The following is a 20,861-nucleotide window of genomic DNA, read 5'->3' as shown; positions in this document are numbered from 1 at the left end:
CGCCCCTACGGCCCGGCTGTACCCTGTCCGACGAACGATCCCGCCCAGATCGAACCAATCAATCACCTGACAGGGAGTGCAGCCATGGCTGTATCGCAGGCTATTCCGATCACGCGCCATCCGTTCGCGAATGGGTCCTACAAGCAGATGCTGATCGACGGGAAGTGGGTCGATGCAGCCTCGGGCAAGCGCTTCGAGACCCGCAATCCTGCAACGGGCGAGCTGCTCGCAACCGTCGCCGAGGGCGACAAGGAAGACATCGATCGTGCGGTTGCCGCCGCACGCCGCGCCTTCGAAGGGCCCTGGAGCAAGGTCAAGCCGTTCGAGCGGCAGAACCTGCTCCTGAGGCTTGCCGACCTCGTCGAGAAGAATTTCGACGAATTGTCGCAGCTCGACACGCTCGACATGGGCGCGCCGCTCAGCCGCACCCGCGCCTATCGCCTGCGCGCCGTCGGCATGCTGCGTTACTATGCCGGCCAGACCACCGCGATCCACGGCGAGACCATCGAGAACTCGCTGCCTGGCGAAATCTTCTCCTACACGCTGAAGGAGCCGATCGGCGTCGTCGGTGCCATCATTCCCTGGAACGGGCCGCTCACCGCGACGATCTGGAAGATCGGTCCTGCGATCGCGACCGGCTGCACCGTGGTGCTCAAGCCCGCCGAAGAGGCGCCGCTGACCTCGCTGCGCATCGCCGAGCTGGCGATGGAGGCGGGCATTCCGCCCGGCGTCGTCAACGTCGTGCCCGGCTACGGCGAGACCGCGGGCGCCGCGCTCGCTTCGCACCACGACGTCGACAAGGTCGCCTTCACCGGCTCGCACGTCACGGGACAGTCGATCATCCGCGCCTCCGCCGGCAACCTCAAGCGCGTCTCGCTCGAGCTTGGCGGCAAGTCACCGGACATCGTGTTCGCCGATGCCGATCTCGATGCCGCCGTGCCTGGCGCGGCGATGGCGGTGTTTGCCAATTCGGGGCAGATCTGCAGCGCCGGCACGCGCCTGTTCGTCGAGCAGGCGATCTACGAGGAGTTCGTCGGCCGCGTCGCCGAGTTCGGCAAGAAGCTGCAGGTCGGCAACGGTCTCGATCCCAATGTGCAGATCGGCCCGCTGGTCTCCGAGCAGCAGCTCGAACGCGTCACCGGCTATCTCGACATCGGTCAGAAGGAGGGCGCGAAGGCGCTCGCCGGCGGCGGCCGGGTCACCGAGGGCGCACTGTCGAAGGGCTTCTTCGTCTCGCCGACGGTGTTCGCGGGCGTCCAGGACAACATGCGCATCGCGCAGGAGGAGATCTTTGGCCCCGTCATCTCCGCGATCGCGTTCAAGGACATGGACGAACTGGTCAAGCGCGCCAACAACACCACCTTCGGCCTCGGCTCCGGCCTGTGGACGCGCGATGTCAGCAAGGCGCATGCGGTGGCGAAGCGACTGCGCGCCGGTTCGGTGTGGGTGAACTGCTATCAGGCGATGGATCCGGCCGTGCCGTTCGGCGGCTACAAGATGAGCGGCTACGGCCGCGAGTCCGGCAAGCAGCATGTCGAGGAATATCTCAACGTGAAGGCCGTCTGGATCAAGACGGCGTAAGGCTTGTCCCTCGTCGCGTTCCGCGAGGGGGAATATCTGCTTCTTGTGGGGCGGCGACTTTCCGGTGGCCGCCCCGCGCTATATGATCAGCATCCTTCCAAAGAAAATCGGGGCCAGCATGAAATTTCCGGCGTTGTTCAAACCGTTGCAGGTCGGTCCGTACAAGCTTGCGCATCGCGTTGCGATGGCGCCGTTGACGCGCATGCGGGCCGAGCGCGAGAGCTTTTCGCCGCGGCCGCTGAACGCGGAATATTACGCCCAGCGTGCCACGCCCGGCGGCCTGATCATCGCCGAGGCCTCCCCGGTGCTTTCGCACGGCCGCGGCAATCCGGCGACGCCCGGCATCTATTCGCAGGCGCAGATCGACGGCTGGCGCAAGGTGGTCGATGCGGTGCACGCAAAGGGCGGCATCATCTTCCTCCAACTCTGGCATGTCGGCCGCGTCTCGCATTCCTCCTTTCATGGCGGCGAGCTGCCGGTCTCGGCCTCGGCGATCCCGATCAAGGCCGAGGGCATGAAGGCGATGACCGCCGACGGCAAGATCGCGGACTACGAGACGCCGCGCGCGCTGGAGACCGGGGAGGTTAAGGGCATCGTCGAGCCCTTCAGGCAAGGTGCGAAGAATGCGCTCGCGGCCGGTTTCGACGGTGTCGAGATCCACGGCGCCAACGGCTATCTGCTCGAGCAATTCCTGCAGTCGCGCAGCAACCAGCGCACCGATCAATATGGCGGTTCGATCGAGAACCGCGCGCGGCTGCTGCTCGAAGTCACGCAGGCCGCGATCGATGTCTTTGGCGCGAACCGCGTCGCCGTCCGGCTTTCGCCTTACGGCATCGCCAATGATTCCGGCGAGCCGGATCCGATGCCGCTCTACACCTACGTCGTGAAGGCGCTTGATAAGCTCGGTCTTGCCTATCTGCATTTCATCGAGCCGCGCTCCAGCGGCGCCGGCCGTGCCGACGTCCACTGGGACAACGTGCCGTCGGCGATGGTGCTGTTCCGGCCGCTCTACAGCGGCGTGCTGATGACCGCGGGCGGCTTCACCGGCGAGACCGCGAACGCGGCCATCGCCGACGGCCATGCCGACATCATCGCCTTCGGCCGCATCTTCATCTCCAACCCCGATCTGCCGCGGCGGCTCGAGCACGGCTATCCGATCACGCCGTACAACCGCGCGACCTTCTACGGTGGCGAGGAGAAGGGGTATACGGATTATCCGGTGTATGACGAGCTGACGCCGGCGTAGGCGCTGCCGTAGCCCGGATGGAGCGAAGCGAAATCCGGGTCAGCCTCTCCGCCGGTGAGACTTTCCCGGATTACGCTTCGCTCCATCCGGGCTACGGAGTTATCGTGTCGCTCCGTCTGCACCACAATGACGACGGAGAGACTCCCATGGCCAAAGCCGCAGCCGCCGCAGGGATAGCCACCGGCCAATGCCTCTGCGGCAAGGTCAGCTTCGAGATCGACGTCCCCGCACGCTGGGCCTGGCATGATCACTCCGCCGCCAGCCGCCGGGCCCATGGCGCGGCCTACGCGACCTATGTCGGCAGCTGGAAGAAGCGCTTTCGCATCACCTCGGGCAAGACCGCGCTCACGCGTTACGAGGACAAGGCCACCAGGACCACCCGCAGCTTCTGCTCGCATTGCGGCACCCCGATCGCCTATGAACGTCCGCGCGGGCCGCACGTGGTCAATATCCCCCGCGCGCTGTTTCGGGAGCGCACCGGCCGCCAGCCGCTCTATCACATCGCGATCGAGGAGCTGCAGGAATGGGCCTATACCGGCGAGCCGCTGGTGCCGCTGAAAGGCTTTCCGGGCGTGGTCTGGCAGCGCTCGAAAAAGAAGAAGCGCGCCGGCGGCGAGGACCCGTTCGAGCTTGGACGGGAGGAGATGTAGCGCGGGCTGGGCGCACAACTCTCGTGCCCCGGACGCGGTGCGGCACGAAGTGACGCACCGCAGAGCCGGGGCCCATGCATTAAAGAACTCGGAGCGAGTCTGTCCCGGCTCTGCGTCGCAACGCTTCGCGCTGCGTCGCGTCCGGGACACGAGAGTGAGGCTCCGACGCAACGCAGCCATGACCGCGCTTCCTTGCGCGCCTCCTTCGATTTCGGCCATCATGCCTTCCGTCCTTGCGGCCACGTCCGCTCCTGGAGGAAACATGAAGAACAAGATCACCGGCCGCTCCGCCTTTCTTGCGCTGCTCAAGGACGAGGGCATCACGCATCTGTTCGGCAATCCCGGCACCACCGAACTGCCGATCATGCATGCGCTGAAGGACCATCCTGATCTCACCTATGTGATGGCGATGCAGGAGAGCCTGGTGGTCGCGATCGCCGACGGTTACAGCCGCGCCTCCGGCAAGCTCGTCGCCTGCAACGTCCATGTCGCGCCCGGCCTCGGCAATGCCATGGGCTCGCTCTACAACGCCCAGTTCACGGGCACGCCGATGATCCTGACCGCGGGCCAGCAGGAGCAGGGCCATGGCCTGATGGAGCCGGTGCTGTACGGCCCGCTGGTCCGCATGGCCGAGCCGCTGGTGAAATGGGCGGTCGAGGTGACGCGGCTGGAGGATCTGCCGCGGATCGTGCGACGCGCGGCCAAGATCGCAACCACGCCGCCGACCGGGCCGGTGTTCATCTCGCTGCCTGGCGACATCCTGAACAGCGAGGCCGGCATCGACCTCGGCCGCTCCACCCGCATCGACGCCCGCGTGAAGCCGTCAGACGAAGCGCTGAAGGCCTTTGCCGCGCGGCTGCTCAAGGCCGAGCGCCCCGTCATCGTCACCATGGACGAGGTGGTCAAGAGCGACGCGCTGAAGGAGGCGGCCGAACTCGCCGAGCTGCTCGGCGCGGCCGCTTACCAGTCTTCGACGCCGTATGGATCGCACTTCCTCTCGGAGAGCCCGAGCTTCGTCGGCACGCTGGCGCGCGTGCAGAAGGTCGCGCGCGACACGCTGGCGCCATACGACCTCCTGATTGCGCTCGGCGGCGATCCCTTGCGGATGTCGGTCTATAGTGAAGTCGATGCGTTGCCGGACGGGCTCGGCATCGTGCAGATCGGCCTTGTCGACTGGGAGATCGCCAAGAATTACGGCGCCGAGATCGCGCTGAAGGCCGATCTGAAGGAAACCCTGCGCGCACTGATCCCGGTGCTGAAGGAGATGGGCGGTGCAACACTTGCAAACCGCGCCAAGCAGCGCCTTGCCGAGCTCGCGCCGGACAACTGGACCGCACGCCGCGCCGCGCTGGTCGAGCAGATCGGCAAGAGCGCGGGCCGCAGCCCCATCGATCCGGACTACCTGGTGCTGCAGATGGTCGAGGCCATGCCGGAGAAGGCCATCCTGGTCGACGAAGGCCTCACCTCCAGCCGCCAGATCACGGCGCTGCGCCCGCATCGCGACCGCTATGGCTATCACGGCCTTGCCTCGGGCGGCATCGGCTGGGGCCTGCCGGCCTCGGTCGGTGCCAGCATTGCCAATCCGGATCGCCCGGTGGTGTGCTTCTCCGGCGATGGCAGCGCGATGTATTCGATCCAGTCGCTGTGGACGGCGGCGCATCACAAGCTGCCGCTCAACGTCGTCATCGCCAACAATGGCGGCTACCGCATCATCAAGCAGCGCCTGCTCGCCTTCCACGGCGACGACAATTATGTCGGCATGGATTTCGCCGATCCGCCGGTGGATTTCACCGGCGTCGCGCGAGCGCTCGGCTGCGAGGCGATCAAGGTCAGCGATCCCGGCGAGCTGAAGGCGACGCTGGCGTCGGCGTTCAATCGGCCGGGGACCAAGCTGATCGAGGTGATGGTGGACGGGAAGGTGTAGGGCGGCGCTGCCTCCCGCACTCAACGGTCATCGCCCGACTTGATCGGGCGATCCAGTATTACAGCGACGATTGTGATTCCTCGAGAGGCCACGGCGTACTGGATGCCCCGGTCAAGCCGGGGCATGACAGCGACTTTGTGACAGCTACCCCTTCTTCCCCACGCGATGTCCTGCCGCCGGATGCGGCGCATCGAGCCTCGCGCGGCCTTCGCCGAACAGCTTCTCCCGCAGCGTGCCCTTTGCGTATTCTTTCTTGTACCGTCCGCGCTTGGTCAGCTCCGGCACCAGCATGTCGGCGATGTCCTCGAAATCGCCGGGCGAGATCGCGAAGGCCACGTTGAGGCCGTCGACGTCGGTCTTCTCCAACCAGTCCTCGATCTTGTCGGCGACGCTTTCGGGCGTGCCGACCACGACCGGGCCGGCGCCGCCGATGCCGACATGCTCGATGACGTCGCGCACGGTCCAGACGCGGTCAGGGTCGCCGCGCGTGACGTTGTCCAGTGCGCTGCGACCGGCATCGTTCTGGACGTGACGCACCTGCTGGTCGAGCTCGTAGCCGGAGAAATCGATGCCGGTCCATCCCGACATCAGCGCCAGCGCGCCTTCCGGATTGATGTGCGAGCGGTAGTCGGCATATTTCGCCGCCGCCTCGGCCTCGGTGTTGCCGAGGATGATGGTCATCATGCTGAACATCAGGATCTCCGCCGGGTTGCGGCCGAGTGCGGCGGCCTCCTGGCGGATCGCCGACACGCGCGGCGCAATGATCTTGGCCGACGGTCCCGACATGAACACGCATTCGGCGTGCCTCGCCGCAAACTGCCGGCCGCGCGGCGAGGTGCCGGCCTGATACAGCACCGGCGTGCGTTGCGGCGACGGCTCGCTGAGATGGATGGTGTTGTTGATGCGATAGTTCGCACTCTCGTGATTGATACGGTGAACCTTGCTGGGATCGGTGAAGATGCCGCGCTTGCGGTCGCGCAGCACGGCGTCGTCCTCCCAGCTGCCTTCCCAGAGCTTGTAGACGACCTCCATATATTCGTCGGCGATGTCGTAGCGGTCGTCGTGCCCGGTCTGCTTGTCCTTGCCGGCGCCACGCGCGGCGCTGTCGAGATAGCCGGTGACGACGTTCCAGCCGATCCGCCCTTCGGTGAGGTGATCGAGTGTCGACATCCGCCGCGCGAACGGATACGGCGGCTCGAAGGACAGATTGCTGGTGACGCCGAAGCCGAGATTCTGCGTCACCGCGGCCATCGCCGAGAGCAGCAGCAGCGGCTCGTTCGACGGCGTCTGTGCCGCGTTGCGCAAGGCCGCGTCGGGGCTGTTGCCATAGACGTCATAGACCCCGAGCACGTCGGCCAGGAACAGCCCGTCGAAACGGCCGCGCTCCAGCGTCCTGGCCAGATCGATCCAGTAGGGCAGGCGGTTGTAGTCGGCGGTGCGGTCCCGCGGATGGGTCCATAGGCCGGGTGACTGATGAGCGACGCAATTCATCGCAAAGGCGTTGAGTCTGATCTGCTTGGCCATGCTGGCTCCCGGCGCACTGTACTGAGCGCTCTTCGAATGATAGAGGTGCGTCCGAACTTGACGCCTGACTTGGCGAAGTTCTTGCATATCGCTTGCGCTTGGCAAGGCCCAAATCGGTGGCGCTGCTGGGCCTGGCAAGCCAATCTCAAGCAAGCAAGGACGAAATCCCAAGAGAAGTACAAGAGAACTGGAAGTACAAGAGAACTGCAAGCGAAGTACAAGATCGATCCAACCCCCTGCCACTTTCGGAGGCCAACCCGTATCGGGTAAGGTCCTTCGTCCTGAAGTCCCGAAAAGCAAGTCATGACCAGAGCCGACGCCATCGCCCGCGCCCGCGAGGATTTTCGATCCGGCGCATTCCTCGCCGAGCTCGACCGCCGCGTCGCCTTCAAGACCGAGAGCCAGAACCCGTCGCGCGGCCCCGAGCTGCGCGCCTATCTGGAGCAGGAGATGCAGCCGGCCTTCGCCGCGCTGGATTTCACCAGCCGTATCGTCGAGTCCCCCAGCGGCAAGGCGCCGTTCCTGCTCGCCGAGCATCACGAGGGTGCCTCCGCGCCGACCGTGCTGATCTACGGCCATGGCGACGTCGTCGACGGCATGGAAGGCGAGTGGCGCGATGGGCGCGATCCATGGCGCACCAGTGTTGCGGGCGCGCGGCTCTACGGCCGCGGCACCGCCGACAACAAGGGTCAGCACAGCATCAACATGGCGGCGCTCCGCGCCGTGCGCGATGCCCGCGGCGGCAAGCTCGGCTTCAACGCCAAGTTCATCGTGGAGATGGGCGAGGAGATCGGCTCGCCCGATCTCGGCAAGGTCTGCGACCTCAATCGCGACGCGCTCAAGGCGGACCTGTTCATGGCCTCCGACGGGCCGCGTCTGTCCGCCGACCGTCCGACCCTGTTCCTCGGTTGCCGCGGCGGCATTCGCATTCATCTGGATGTGAACCTGCGCGACGGCGGCCATCATTCCGGCAATTGGGGCGGCGTTCTGGCCAATCCCGCGACCATTCTGGTCAACGCGATCTCGACGCTGGTCGACGGCCACGGCCGGCTCCAGCTTGAAGCGCTGAAGCCGCCGCGGCTCACCAACCAGATCCGCTCCTATCTGGCCGATGTGCAGGTGGTGCCGAGCGCGGACGAGCCCGCACTTGCGGAAAACTGGGGCGAGGAGGGTCTTTCGGCCGCCGAGCGGCTCTACGCCTGGAATACGCTGGAAGTGCTGGCGATGTCGTCGGGCAATATCGAGAAGCCCGCCAACGCCATTCCGGGCCATGCCAATGCCGTGCTGCAACTGCGTTTCGTGGTCGGGACGAAGATCGAGGGCCTGGTCGAGGCCATCCGCTCGCATCTGGTCGCAAAGGGTTTTCCGATGGTCGAGGTGCGGGCGGCCCAGAGTTTTGCTGCATCGCGCACAGATTTCGACAGCCCGTGGATCAAATGGGCGGCGGATTCGGTGCAAGCGACCACCGGCAAAGCACCCGCGGTGCTGCCGAATTTCGGCGGCTCGCTGCCCAACGACGTATTCTCCGAAATCCTCGGCCTGCCGACGATCTGGGTGCCGCACTCCTATCCCGGCTGCTCCCAGCATGCGCCCAATGAGCACATCCTGCTGCCATTGACGGAAGAGGCCTTGACGGTGATGGCCGGGCTGTTCTGGGATCTCGGTGAGTTGCCAAAGCCGCTGACGGGCCCGTTAACCTGAGCCTTTGATCCAGCCAAAAGTAACATTCTAATCCGGCCCGATTTGTGCTTGCATCCGGGCCGCATCATCCGAAAGGGGAAGAAGAACGTGAAACATTTCCGCCACATCGGGCTCGCGCTCGCCGCGACCTTCGTCGTCAGCCAGGCCGGCGCCCAGGAGCTGACCGGCACGCTGAAGAACATCAAGGACACCGGCGCCATCACGCTGGGCTTCCGCGACTCCTCGATCCCGTTCTCCTATCTCGACGACAACCAGAAGCCCGTCGGCTTCGCGATGGACATCTGCTACAAGATCGTCGACGCCGTGAAGAAGGAGCTCAAGCTCGACAAGCTCGAGGTCAAGCTCAACCCGGTGACCTCGGCGACCCGCATTCCGTTGATGGCCAACGGCACCATCGACCTCGAATGCGGCTCGACCACCAACAACGCCGAGCGCCAGAAGCAGGTCGCCTTCACCAACACCCACTACCTGACCGCCAGCCGCTACGTCTTCAAGAAGTCCAGCGGCCTCAAGTCGATCGACGATCTCAAGGGCAAGACGGTGGTCTCGACCGCCGGCACCACCAACATCAAGCAGCTCACCGAGGCCAATGTCGCCAAGGGCCTCGGCGCCAACATCATCCCCGCCAAGGACCACGCCGAGGCCTTCCTGATGGTCGAGACCGACCGCGCGGTCGCCTTCGTCATGGACGACATCCTGCTGGCGAGCCTCGTCGCCGGCTCGAAGTCGCCGGGCGACTACGAGATCTCCAAGGACGCCTTCTCCAAGCCCGAGCCTTACGGCATCATGCTGCGCAGGGACGATCCTGCCTTCAAGAAGGTGGTCGATGCGGCAACCGCCGCGCTCTATACGTCGGGCGAAGCCCAGAAGATCTACGACAAGTGGTTCACGCAGAAGATCCCGCCGAAGGGCCTGAACCTCAACACCCCGATCTCGGCCGAGCTGAAGAACGAGTTCGCCAAGCCGACGGACTCGCCGAATCCGGACGACTACAAGTAAGCAAACCTCGATCTTTCGATCGGGATCATGTCCGGCCACTCTTGACACTGGAGTGGCCGGACATTTGCATAGGCGCCGGGACATCCATAGCTGGCGCGTTCGCGCGGGGGACACGTGAACTACAACTGGAACTGGGGAATCTTTTTCCAGCCGAACCCGATGGGGACCGGCACCTATCTCGACATGCTCTTGTCGGGCCTGGTGCTGACCCTCAAGACCGCGGCGCTGGCCTGGGTCATCGCGCTGATCACCGGCTCGCTCGTCGGCGTGATGCGCACGCTGCCGTCGAAGGGGGCGAACTGGTTCGGCTTTGCCTATGTCGAATTCTTCCGCAACATGCCGCTGCTGGTGCAGCTCTTCCTGTGGTACTTCGTGCTGCCGGAACTGCTGCCGAAAGGCGCCGGCACCTGGCTGAAGCAGCTGCCCAACGCGCCGTTCTGGACGGCGGCGATCGGCGTCGGCTTCTTCATGTCGGCGCGCGTTGCCGTGCAACTCCAGGCCGGCATCGGCTCACTGCCGCGCGGGCAGAAGATGGCCGCGACGGCGCTGGGCCTGACCACCGCGCAGGGCTATCGCTACGTGCTGCTGCCGATGGCGTTCCGCATCATCCTGCCGCCGCTGACCTCTGAATTCCTCAACACCATCAAGAATACGGCGGTCGCGATCACCATCGGACTGCTCGAGCTGACCGGACAGGCGCGCTCGATGCAGGAATTCTCGTTCCAGGTGTTCGAGGCCTTCACCGCCGCGACCATCCTTTATCTCCTCGTCAACGCCGTTGTCGTGACCGCGATGCGCTTCCTCGAGCGCTGGGTCGCGATCCCCGGCTACATCACGGGGAAATAGTGATGTTCGGCAATCTCGATTTCGACGTCATCCGCCGCGCGCTGCCTTATCTGTTCTTCGAGGGCATGACGTTCACGCTGACGCTGACGGGCCTCGCAGCGCTGGGTGGTCTTATCTTCGGCACGGCCCTCGCCATGATGCGGCTCTCGGGCTTCAAGATCCTTGGCCGGATCGCCGGAGTCTATGTCGACTTCATGCGCTCGCTGCCGCTGGTGCTGGTGATCTTCTGGTTCTACTTCCTGGTGCCCTATATCGGGCAGTGGGTGACCGGTGCTTCGCGCCCGATCAGCGTCGGCGCCTTCGCGTCCTCGCTCATCACCTTCATCATGTTCGAGGCGGCGTATTTCTCGGAGATCATGCGCGCCGGCATCCAGTCGATCTCGCGCGGCCAGCCGGCCGCCGCCAGTGCGCTGGGGCTGACCTACGCCCAGACCATGCGCTACGTCGTGCTGCCGCAGGCGTTCCGCAATATGCTGCCGGTTCTGATCACGCAGACCATCGTGCTGTTCCAGGACACGTCGCTGGTCTACGTCCTCTCGATCACGGATTTCCTGGGCGCGGCGAGCAAGGTCGCGCAGCGCGACGGGCGCCTCGTCGAAATGTACCTGTTCGCAGCCGTGGTCTACTTCACCATTTCCTGTATCGCGTCCTTCGCCGTCCGCCGGCTGCAGGCGCGGATCGCCATCATTCGCTAGGGCTAGACGCTCATGATCGAAATCAGCCATGTCAACAAATGGTACACGCCGAGCTTCCAGGTGCTGACCGATTGCACGACCAGCGTCACCAAGGGCGAAGTCGTGGTGGTCTGCGGCCCCTCGGGCTCGGGCAAGTCGACGCTGATCAAATGCGTCAATGCGCTGGAGCCGTTCCAGAGCGGCGACATACTGGTCGACGGCACCAAGGTCAACGATCCCAAGACCGACCTGCCGAAGCTGCGCTCGCGCGTCGGCATGGTGTTCCAGCACTTCGAGCTGTTTCCGCACCTCAAGATCATCGACAATCTCTGCCTCGCGCAGGAGAAGGTGCTCGGGCGGCCGCATGACAAATCGGTCACCAAGGGCATGCAGCTGCTGGAGCGTGTCGGCCTCAAGGAGCAGGCGCAGAAATTTCCGGCGCAGCTCTCCGGCGGCCAGCAGCAGCGCGTCGCGATCGCCCGTGCGCTTGCGATGGACCCAATCGTCATGCTGTTCGACGAGCCGACCTCGGCGCTCGATCCGGAAATGGTTAGCGAGGTGCTCGACGTCATGGTCGATCTCGCCCGCGAAGGCATGACCATGATGGTCGTCACCCACGAGATGGGCTTTGCCCGCAAGGTGGCCAACCGCGTCATCTTCATGGACCGCGGCGAGATCGTCGAGGACGCGGCGAAGGAGGACTTCTTCGGCAAGCCCCGCAGCGACCGCGCGCAGAAGTTCTTGTCGAAGATTCTCTCCCACTAGAGGGTCGTCATCCCGGGCGCGCACAGCGCGAGCCCGGGATCCGTCGGGCGGCAGTACCGGGGTGAGATGGATTCCGGGCTCATTCGCTGCGCGAATGCCCGGGAATGACGGAACCAGGGGTGATCGGCGCCCCCGAGTCGCGTATAACCAGCCTAAATCCCTCATTCTCTCCCAGGAGACCTGCCTTGGACCCGATCGCCTACGTCAATGGTTCATTCGTCCCGCTTTCCGAAGCCAAGATCTCGGTACTCGATCGCGGCTTCCTGTTCGCCGACGGCATCTACGAGGTCTCGGCCGTGCTCGACGGCAAGCTGGTCGACAACGCCTCGCATCTGGCGCGGCTGGAGCGGTCGGTCGGCGAGATCAAGCTGAAGTTGCCGGAGACGCTCGAGCGCATCACCGAGCTGCAGAAGGAGCTGATCGCGCGCAACAAGCTCGCGAACGGTCTCGTCTATCTCCAGGTGACGCGCGGTGCCGACAAGGGCCGGGACTTCGCCTTCCCCAAGGGCGACGTCAAATCGAGCCTGGTGATGTTCACCTCGGAAAAGGACATCATCAATGCCGCGTCGGCCAAGACCGGCATCAGCGTCATCACGGTGCCAGACATCCGCTGGGAGCGGCGCGACATCAAGAGCGTGGCGCTGTTGGCGCAGGTCTTGGCGAAGCAGGCCGCGGCCGAGGCCGGCGCAGGCGAGGCCTGGATGCTGGAAGACGGCTACGTCACCGAGGGCGGTTCGTCATCGGCGTTCATCCTCACCAAGGACGACGTCATCGTGACCCGCAAGAATTCCAACGCGATCCTGCCGGGCTGCACCCGCAAGGCCGTGGTGGCGCTCGCCGAGGAACGCCAGCTCCGCGTCGAGGAGCGTTCGTTCACGGTCGCCGAGGCGCTTGCCGCCAAGGAGGCCTTTGCCACCTCGGCGTCGCTGTTCGTCCAGCCGGTGGTTGCGATCGACGGCAAGAAGATCGGCGACGGCAAGCCGGGCCCGATGGCCACGCGCCTGCGCGAGATCTACGTGGAGTTCGCCAAGGCCACGGCGGTCTGAGCCACGCGCAGCTGTCGTAGGGTGGGCAAAGGCGCGAAGCGCCGTGCCCACGTCCTCTCTCCTGTCAGCCACAGAACGTGGGCACGCCCCGCGTTGCCCACCCTACGAGACCTCTCCTGGCAGCCTACGCCACCGACGCCTTCATCCTCACCGGATGCACGGCGCGGAACGCGATCACGATCCTGTTCCAGGCGTTGATGGCGCCGATCAGCATGGTCAGGTTCACCGTCTCTTCCTCGGAGAACTGCGCGCGAACCTGCTCGTAGACATCGTCGGGCGCGTGGGTCTGCGAGATCAGCGTTACCGATTCCGTCCAGGCCAGGGCCGCGCGCTCGCGGTCGGAGTAGAGCGGGGATTCGCGCCAGGCATTGAGCAGGTAGATGCGCTGTTCGGTCTCGCCGCGCTTGCGAGCGTCCTCGGTGTGCATGTTGATGCAGAAGGCGCAACCGTTGATCTGCGACGCCCGGATCTTGACCAGCTCGATCAGTGATTTCTCAAGTCCGGTGGACTGGATCTGTTGATCCAGCGCCATCAGCGCCTTCATCGTATCGGGCGCGGCCTGGAAGTAGTTCATGCGGGGCTTCATGATCGTCTCCTTCTTGGGGTGAGGTCAGTGAGCGCCACCGGCCGAGGTCTGGCCGGGCTTCTTCAGGAAGAAGACGGCGAGCAGCGCCACGATCAGCGCCATGCCGAGCAGATAGAAGGTGTCGCTGAAGGCGAGGATATAGGCCTGCTTCTGCACGATATTGCCGATCGCGACATAGGCGCGATGCGCGGCGTCCGCACGATCGAGGATGCCGTGATTGACGAAATACTGCGTCAGTTGTTCCAGCCGGGTGCGGGTGGCCTGCTCGAATACCGAGACCGACTGCATCAGCACGTTGGAATGATACTGCTCGCGCTTGGTCAGGACCGTTTGCAGCAGCGCGATGCCGACGGCGCCACCGAGATTGCGCATCATGTTGAACAGGCCGGAGGCCGAGCCCGCGTTCTCCGGCTCGATGCCGGCGGTCGCGACGGCCGACAGCGGCGCCATCACCAGCGCCTGGCCGACTGCGCGAACGATGTTGGGCCACATGAGCTGATCGGCGGCGTAGTCGCTGGTCATATAGATGTTCATGAAGTTGGAGGCCGCGAACAGGACGAAGCCGATGCCGATGATGATCCGCGCGTCGAATTTCCGCATCAGGCGAGGCACCAGGGGGATCAGCACGAGTTGCGGCAATCCGGTCCAAGCCAGCACCATGCCGATCTGCTCGGCGTTGTAGCCCTGGATGCGTGCCAGATATTGCGGCAGGATGAATACAGAGCCGTATAGCGCGATGCCCAGCAGGAAGTTCGCGAGCATGCCGAAGCCGAAATTACGGCGGACGAGCAGGCGCAGATTGAGCAGCGGCTTCTTCACCGTCAGTTCGATGATCAGGAAGGTGATCAGCGCAACGGCCGCGATCACTGAGAGCTTGACGATGAAAGGCGAGCCGAACCAGTCGTCCTTGTTGCCTTCCTCCAGCACGGTCTGCAATGCCGATAGGCCGATGGCCATGGTGACGATGCCGGCCCAGTCGCCCTCGCGCAGCAGTGAGAGCCTCATCGGCTTGGGTTCGAGCGCGTACCAGAGCATGCCGACCATGACCGCGCCGGGGACGAGGTTGACGTAGAAGATGTACTCCCAGCCGAAATTCTCGGTGAGATAGCCGCCGATGGTCGGGCCGATCGCAGGCGCGAACGTTGCCGACAGCGCGAACAATGCCAGGCCCACCGGCTGCTTTGCGCGCGGCAGCAACGTGATGATCAGCGTGAACGCCATCGGGATGAGCACGCCGCCGGTGAACCCCTGCACGGCGCGCAGCACGATCATCTGGGACAGGTCCTGCGCCAGCGCGCAGGCGGCCGACAGCAGCAGGAACAGGATCGCATTGGTGAGGAGATAGATGCGGATCGAGAACACCTGCGCGAGCCAGCCGGAGAGCGGGATCACGACGATCTCGGCGACGAGATAGGATGTCGAGATCCAGCCGCCGTCGTCGATGCCGGCGCCGATCGCGCCCTGGATGTCGGCGAGCGAGGCGTTGACGATCTGGATGTTCAGCACCGCCATGAACGCGCCGAGCGTGGCGCCGATCACCGCAATCCAGGTTCTTGCGGAGATTGCCGGCGCGGCGGGAGCAGCGGCGGGGAGGCGGCCGGCGACGTTGACGGTCGGTTGGAGCGTGCTCATGGTTCAGCCGCCGTTCGCGCGTGAGGTGTCGCCGGCGAGGCGCTTTTCAGTCTCGCGCTCGGCAAGCACCGTGGCTTTCGTATCGACGGTCGGCACTGCCGACATGCCGGGGCGCAGCAGGCCGCTGAGGCTGTGGTCGTCAAGCACGATCTTCACGGGAACGCGCTGCACGATCTTGGTGAAATTGCCGGTCGCGTTGTCCGGCGGCAGCAGCGCGAATTCGAGCCCGCTCGCCGGCGACAGGCTGTCGACGTGGCCGCGCAGGGTCTTGTTGCGGAAGCTGTCGACGCGCAGCTCGACCGGCTGTCCAGGTCGCATATGCGTGAGCTGAGTCTCCTTGAAGTTCGCAACGACGTAGACCGCATCGAGCGGCACCACTGCCATCAATTGCGTGCCGGCCTGGACGTATTGGCCGACCCGCAAGCTCCGGGCGCCGACCGTGCCTTCGACCGGCGCGGTGATCTCGGTATAGGACAGGTTCAGCGCCGCCTGCTGCGCGGCCGCGCGTGCGCGCTCGAGCTGGGCGGTTGCCTGAGCGCGCTGGGTCGTAAGCACGTCGACCTTGCGCTGCGCAGCCACGAGGCCGGACTTGGCGTGCTGCAATTGCGCGCTGCTGGCGCGCAGCGCCGCGTCGGTCTGTTGCGCACGCTGAATCGTGCCTGAGCCCGACTTCATCAGATCGTCGTAGCGGGCACGCTCTTGCTGCGCGAATTTCAGATTGGCGTCCGCCGCAGCGACATCGGCCGTGCTCTGCTCGATGATCGGCTGCTGCAGTTCGAGCTGGGCGTCGATGTTGCGCACCGAGCCTTCGGCGGCAGCGACGTCGGCTTTGGCCTGGTCGAGCGCCGCCTTGAAGTCGCGGTCGTCGATCTTGGCCAGCGGCTGGCCTGCCCTGACCCTCTCGTTGTCGCTGACAAGCACCTTCGCGATGTAGCCCGAGACTTTCGGTGCGATGATCGTGGAGTCCGCCTTCACATAGGCGTCGTCGGTGGATTCCAGGTAGCGGCCTGTTTTCAGGTAGTCGTAGCCATAGTCGCCGGCCACCGCGACGCCGATCGCCAGCGCCAGACCGAATGCTGCGCGCCTGATCGCGTGCCGGGACGGGAGCATGCCTATTTTTTTATTGTTTTCAGCGACATAAGCAGTGTTCGACATGGCATCCTCGGGCTTTCCAGACGCTCCTTCGAAATGGTGCGCTGTGGGTGCCTGTAAGATGCGCTGTCCCAGTCATTGTGATAATTGCTGGATTGATGGAAGCATTGTCCAGTAGAAGTGGATAATCTCGGCCGTGGATCGCTTTACCAGCCTGACCGCCTTCGTCCATGTGGTTGAAAATGGCGGCTTTTCTGCCGCCGCCCGCCGGCTCAACATGTCGACGACCATGGTCAGCAATCACGTGCAGGCGCTGGAGGACCGGCTCGGCGTGCGCCTGCTCAACCGCACCACGCGGAAGGTGAGCCTCACCGAAATCGGCAAGGCCTATTACGGTCGCTCGATCCAAATTCTCGCCGATCTCGAGCAGGCCGACGACATCGCGAGCGAATTGCAGTCGGTGCCTCGCGGCACGCTGCGCATTCACGTTGCCACCCATATGGTGCCGTTCGTCGCGCCGGTCGTGGCGAAGCTGCTCTCGACCTATCCGGAGCTCAAGGTCGATCTGCGCATGGGCGAGGCCGATGTCGATCTCATCGAGGAAGGCTACGACGTCGCCTTGCGTATGACCCCGCCGCCGGATTCGAGCCTGATCGTGCGGAGCCTTGCGACCTGGCGTCACGTGCTGTGTTGCTCCCATGATTACATCGAGAAGCATGGCAAGGTGCAGAAGCTCGACGAGCTCACGGGGCACAATTGCGGACGGCATTTGAACTATCCGTTCGGCGACGAATGGCGCTTCCTTGATCGCAAGGGCACGCCGGCCTCCGTCCGTATTTCGGGCAGCTTCGTCACCAACAGCGGGGAAGCGCTGCGAAAGGTCGCGCTGGAGGGTGCGGCCGTCTGCCTGACGGCTGGGTTTCTCATTCAGGACGATCTCGAAGCCGGCCGCCTCGTGCGGCTCTTGCCGGAATATCGGACGGTCGAGCTGTCCATGAACGCAGTCTATCCGCACCGTCATCATCTCTCGGCGAAGGTCAGGACCTTCATCGACCTGATCGTGCATCACAGCGCCGAGCAGCAGAAGCTGATCAATCCCTATTCGTGAGGCCTGCGGTCAGGCCGCTCGCCGCGCCGTCGGCCGCACCAACAGGGACTCGACCTCCGACTTGACCGAGGCGATCGCGGCCTCCTTCACGGGTCCATAACCGCGGATCTCCATGGGCGCCCTGGCCATCGCGACGAGATCGGGAAGCCGCGCCGCGTCGAGCTCGCCGAGCATCCGTTCGATCAGCGCTTCATACCACGCAATCAGGTCGCGCTCGGTGCGCCGTTCCCGGGTATGGCCGAACGGATCGAACGGCGTGCCGCGCAGCCCCTTCAAACGCGCGAGGATGGCGAGCGGCATCTGGATCCACTGGCCGAAAGCGCGCTTGCGCGGGCGGCCGCGCGCGTCGCGCTCCGCGGGGAGGAATGGCGGGGCGAGGTGATATCGGACCCTGAAGCCATCCTCGAATTCGCGCTTCAGCTCGTCGAGGAAGCCGCTCTGCATGTGCAGGCGCGCCACCTCGTACTCGTCCTTGTAGGCCATCAGCTTGAACAGGGCGCGTGCAACCGCCTCGGTCAGAGCCTCGCTGTTCAGGGCAGCCTCCGCGCTGCGAACCCTTGCGATCGTGGTTCGGTAGCGCGCCGCATAGGCGCTGTCCTGATAGGCGGTGAGAAAGTCGGCACGACGGTCGATGATCTGGTCGAGCGTCTCGACCTCCGGCGCTTCGGTCATTTTCGGCAGGAAGCCGGGATCGGAAGCCGCGATCCGGCCCCAGGCAAAGGCCTGCTTGTTGCGCTCGACCGCGACGCCGTTGAGCTCGATCGCGCGCAGCAGCGCCTGCAACGAAATCGGGACCAGCCCGCCCTGCCAGGCAAAGCCGAGCATGATGATGTTGGCATAGACGGCATCGCCGAGCAGCCGTTCGGCCAGCGCGTTGGCGTTGATCGTGGCGAGATTGTGCTCGCCGACGACCCGGCCGATCGCGCCCAGCCGGGCGGCGGAGGCGAGATCGGCATCGCGGAAGCGGACCACGTCACCGGTCGGCATCTCCGCGGTGTTGACCGCGGCCCGCGTGCCGCGGCGGTAGGTGCCGGATGCCTTCGGCGAGGAGCTGACGACCACATCGCAGCCGATCAGCGCATCGGCCGCACCCTGGTCGATCCGCACCTGGTGCAGGGCCTCGGGATCCGGTGCGAGGCGAATATAGCTCAGCACGGGCCCGAACTTTTGCGCAAAGCCGGTGAAGTCCAGCACCGAGACGCCGCGGCGTTCGAGGTGTGCGGCCATGCCGATCAGCGCGCCGACCGTGATCACGCCGGTGCCGCCGACGCCGGTCACGAGCAAGTCGTAGGGATGGTCGAGCGCGGCAGCGACGGGTAGGGGAAGCGTAGCCGCACGGCCGATGGCATCGATCCGGCTCGCGGCCTTGGTCCGGCGCGTCGCGCCTTCGACGGTGACGAAGCTCGGGCAGAAGCCGTTGAGGCAGGAAAAATCCTTGTTGCAGGCCGACAGGTTGATCTGACGCTTGCGGCCGAACGGCGTCTCCTTCGGCTCGACGCTGAGGCAGTTGGATTCCACCGAGCAGTCGCCGCAACCTTCGCAGACGAGGTCGTTGATATAGGTGAAGCGCCTGGGGTCGGCCATCTGACCGCGCTTGCGCCGGCGCCGCTTCTCCGTGGCGCAAGTCTGCTGGTAGATCAGGACCGAGACGCCGGGGATGTCGCGCAGCTCGCGCTGCACGGCATCCATCGCCTCGCGCGGATGGATGGTGACGCCGGCCGGAAGGTCGGCGGGCGAGAACTGCGCGGGATCATCCGACACCAGCGCGATGCGCCTCACGCCTTCGGCGCGAACGCTGTGCGCGATCGCATGGACGCTGACGGGACCGTCGACCGGCTGGCCGCCGGTCATCGCGACGGCATCGTTGAACAGGATCTTGTAGGTGATGTTGGTCCCGGCCGCGATCGCCTGCCGGATCGCCATCGAGCCGGAATGGTAATAGGTGCCTTCGCCGAGGTTCTGGAAGATGTGCTTGCGGCCGGTGAATCTCGACGAAGCCGCCCAGTTCACGCCTTCGCCGCCCATCTGGATCAGCGATGAGGTCTCGCGGTCCATCCAGCTCGCCATGAAGTGGCAGCCGATGCCGGCCAGCGCCTTCGATCCCTCGGGCACCTTCGTCGAAATGTTGTGCGGGCAGCCCGAGCAGAAATAGGGCGAGCGCGTTGCGCCCGCGACGTTGATGCTGCGTGCCGCCTCCGCCAGGAGCGCGGCTGCGCGGGCAGCGAGATTGAGGCCCGGAAACATCGGATCGAGCCGGCGGGCCAGGACGCCGGCGAGCGCGCGCGGCGACAATTCCCCGATCCAGGAGATCAGCCTGGCCCCGGTTTCATCGTGCTTGCCGACCATGCGTTCGGGCTTGCTGCCGGGATAGTCGTAAAAATACTCCTTGAACTGGCTCTCGATGATGCCGCGCTTCTCCTCGACCACGAGGATCTCGCGCTTGCCTTTTACGAAGGCCATGGCGTCGTGCAGCGCCAGCGGCCAGACCATGCCGACCTTGTAGACGTCGATCCCGATGCGACGGCAGGCGGCCTCGTCGAGGCCCATCAATCGCAGCGCCTCCATCAGATCGAGATGGGCCTTGCCCGTGGTGACGATGCCGTAGGTGGCGTCCGGAATATCGTAGATGTGACGGTCGATCGGATTGGCCTTTGCGAAGGCATAGACCGCGTGCTTCTTCGCCTCCAGCCGCTCCTCGATCTGCGGGCCCGGCAAGTCGGGCCAGCGGTAGTGCAGTCCATCAGGGGGCGGCGTAAACTCGGGCGCGCGGAAGAGGCGCGGTGGGCGCAGCGCGACCGATGCGCCTGACTCCACGATCTCCGAGATCGCCTTGAAGCCGACCCACATGCCGGAGAAGCGGCTCAGCGCGTAACCATATTCGCCGAACGCGAGATACTCGCCGACGCTGGCCGGATGCAGCGTCGGCATGAACCAGCTCATGAAGGCGACGTCGGATTGGTGCGGCATCGAGGAGGAAACGCAGCCATGGTCGTCGCCGGCGACGACCAGCACGCCGCCATAGGGCGAGGAGCCGTAGGCATTGCCGTGCTTGAGCGCGTCGCCGGAACGATCGACGCCGGGGCCCTTGCCGTACCAGAGTCCGAACACGCCATCGACCTCGCGGTCGCGTTGCGTCTCGACCTGCTGTGAGCCGAGCACCGCGGTCGCCGCAAGGTCCTCGTTGACGGCCGGCAGAAATTCGATGCGGTCCCGCTTCAGGCGTTCCTGGATGCGCCAGAGTTCGAGATCGATGCCGCCGAGCGGCGAGCCGCGATAGCCGGAGATGAAGCCGGCGGTGTTGAGACCCGCGGCACGGTCGCGCCTCGCCTGGTCGAGTGCGATGCGGACGATGGCCTGCGTGCCCGTGAGGAAGACGCGGCCCTCGTCGCGATCATAGCGGTCGGAGAGCTCATAGCTGTCGAGTGACGAAATGGCGTCCATGGCAGACCTCGCGCGGCACCCCCCGAACAATGGAAGGGTATGCCCG

Annotated in this window: 16 protein-coding genes; 11 read left to right on the top strand and 5 right to left on the bottom strand. The window is 65.0% G+C overall.

Annotated features, from left to right (window positions below):
- The first annotated feature begins 84 nt into the window (after positions 1 to 84).
- The 4 genes from ACETMP_RS18740 to ACETMP_RS18725 all read left to right on the top strand — a co-directional run bounded on the left by ACETMP_RS18740 (position 85) and on the right by ACETMP_RS18725 (position 5,401).
- Positions 85 to 1,581: an aldehyde dehydrogenase family protein gene (locus tag ACETMP_RS18740; protein WP_375157341.1), complete on the top strand. Its 1,497-nt coding sequence runs from the start codon at positions 85 to 87 to the stop codon at positions 1,579 to 1,581.
- 118 nt (positions 1,582 to 1,699) lie between these two features.
- Complete coding sequence (locus ACETMP_RS18735; protein WP_375157340.1) at positions 1,700 to 2,827, top strand: alkene reductase; 1,128 nt, start codon at positions 1,700 to 1,702, stop codon at positions 2,825 to 2,827.
- Between the two features lie 146 nt (positions 2,828 to 2,973).
- The gene (locus ACETMP_RS18730) at positions 2,974 to 3,477 is read left to right on the top strand and encodes a GFA family protein (protein ID WP_375157339.1); all 504 of its coding nucleotides are present in this window, start codon (positions 2,974 to 2,976) and stop codon (positions 3,475 to 3,477) included.
- A 262-nt stretch (positions 3,478 to 3,739) separates the two neighbouring features.
- The gene (locus ACETMP_RS18725; RefSeq protein ID WP_375157338.1) at positions 3,740 to 5,401 is read left to right on the top strand and encodes a thiamine pyrophosphate-binding protein; all 1,662 of its coding nucleotides are present in this window, start codon (positions 3,740 to 3,742) and stop codon (positions 5,399 to 5,401) included.
- A gap of 144 nt (positions 5,402 to 5,545) precedes the next feature.
- On the opposite strand, the gene ACETMP_RS18720 is transcribed toward ACETMP_RS18725, so the two are convergent.
- Positions 5,546 to 6,925: an LLM class flavin-dependent oxidoreductase gene (locus ACETMP_RS18720; protein ID WP_375157337.1), complete on the bottom strand. Its 1,380-nt coding sequence runs from the start codon at positions 6,923 to 6,925 to the stop codon at positions 5,546 to 5,548.
- 303 nt (positions 6,926 to 7,228) lie between these two features.
- Between ACETMP_RS18720 and ACETMP_RS18715 the strand changes: the two genes are divergently transcribed.
- The 6 genes from ACETMP_RS18715 (at position 7,229) to ACETMP_RS18690 (ending at position 12,956) form a co-directional block, all read left to right on the top strand.
- On the top strand, positions 7,229 to 8,626 hold the full coding sequence (locus ACETMP_RS18715) for a M20 family metallopeptidase (protein WP_375157336.1): 1,398 nt from the start codon (positions 7,229 to 7,231) through the stop codon (positions 8,624 to 8,626).
- Positions 8,627 to 8,713: 87 nt separating this feature from the next.
- Positions 8,714 to 9,625, top strand: coding sequence for an amino acid ABC transporter substrate-binding protein (locus ACETMP_RS18710; protein WP_375157335.1), 912 nt, complete (start codon positions 8,714 to 8,716; stop codon positions 9,623 to 9,625).
- 114 nt (positions 9,626 to 9,739) lie between these two features.
- A complete protein-coding gene (locus ACETMP_RS18705) occupies positions 9,740 to 10,471 on the top strand; it encodes an amino acid ABC transporter permease (RefSeq protein ID WP_126259516.1) in 732 nt (243 codons plus the stop codon).
- A gap of 2 nt (positions 10,472 to 10,473) precedes the next feature.
- On the top strand, positions 10,474 to 11,166 hold the full coding sequence (locus tag ACETMP_RS18700; protein ID WP_375157334.1) for an amino acid ABC transporter permease: 693 nt from the start codon (positions 10,474 to 10,476) through the stop codon (positions 11,164 to 11,166).
- 12 nt (positions 11,167 to 11,178) lie between these two features.
- Positions 11,179 to 11,910, top strand: a complete 732-nt coding sequence (locus ACETMP_RS18695) for an amino acid ABC transporter ATP-binding protein (RefSeq protein ID WP_028134276.1) — start codon at positions 11,179 to 11,181, stop codon at positions 11,908 to 11,910.
- Positions 11,911 to 12,095: 185 nt separating this feature from the next.
- On the top strand, positions 12,096 to 12,956 hold the full coding sequence (locus ACETMP_RS18690; protein WP_375157333.1) for a D-amino-acid transaminase: 861 nt from the start codon (positions 12,096 to 12,098) through the stop codon (positions 12,954 to 12,956).
- A gap of 124 nt (positions 12,957 to 13,080) precedes the next feature.
- Here the strand turns inward: ACETMP_RS18690 and ACETMP_RS18685 are convergent, their stop codons facing one another.
- From ACETMP_RS18685 to ACETMP_RS18675, 3 genes are read right to left on the bottom strand one after another with little or no spacing between them, the layout of a single operon-like run.
- The gene (locus tag ACETMP_RS18685; RefSeq protein ID WP_375157332.1) at positions 13,081 to 13,542 is read right to left on the bottom strand and encodes a carboxymuconolactone decarboxylase family protein; all 462 of its coding nucleotides are present in this window, start codon (positions 13,540 to 13,542) and stop codon (positions 13,081 to 13,083) included.
- A gap of 24 nt (positions 13,543 to 13,566) precedes the next feature.
- Positions 13,567 to 15,174 (bottom strand): MDR family MFS transporter, encoded by a 1,608-nt coding sequence (locus ACETMP_RS18680; RefSeq protein ID WP_375157331.1) that lies wholly within the window; start codon positions 15,172 to 15,174, stop codon positions 13,567 to 13,569.
- A 3-nt stretch (positions 15,175 to 15,177) separates the two neighbouring features.
- Entirely contained in the window at positions 15,178 to 16,329 is a 1,152-nt protein-coding gene (locus tag ACETMP_RS18675) for an HlyD family secretion protein (RefSeq protein WP_375157330.1), read from the bottom strand.
- A 133-nt stretch (positions 16,330 to 16,462) separates the two neighbouring features.
- Between ACETMP_RS18675 and ACETMP_RS18670 the strand changes: the two genes are divergently transcribed.
- Positions 16,463 to 17,374, top strand: a complete 912-nt coding sequence (locus ACETMP_RS18670) for a LysR family transcriptional regulator (RefSeq protein WP_375157329.1) — start codon at positions 16,463 to 16,465, stop codon at positions 17,372 to 17,374.
- Positions 17,375 to 17,383: 9 nt separating this feature from the next.
- Here the strand turns inward: ACETMP_RS18670 and ACETMP_RS18665 are convergent, their stop codons facing one another.
- Entirely contained in the window at positions 17,384 to 20,815 is a 3,432-nt protein-coding gene (locus tag ACETMP_RS18665; protein ID WP_375157328.1) for an indolepyruvate ferredoxin oxidoreductase family protein, read from the bottom strand.
- Between the last annotated feature and the right edge of the window lie 46 nt (positions 20,816 to 20,861).

The organism is Bradyrhizobium dasycarpum (assembly GCF_042019905.1).
GTDB lineage: Bacteria > Pseudomonadota > Alphaproteobacteria > Rhizobiales > Xanthobacteraceae > Bradyrhizobium > Bradyrhizobium japonicum_B.
This window is presented reverse-complemented; position numbering and strand designations above follow the sequence as displayed.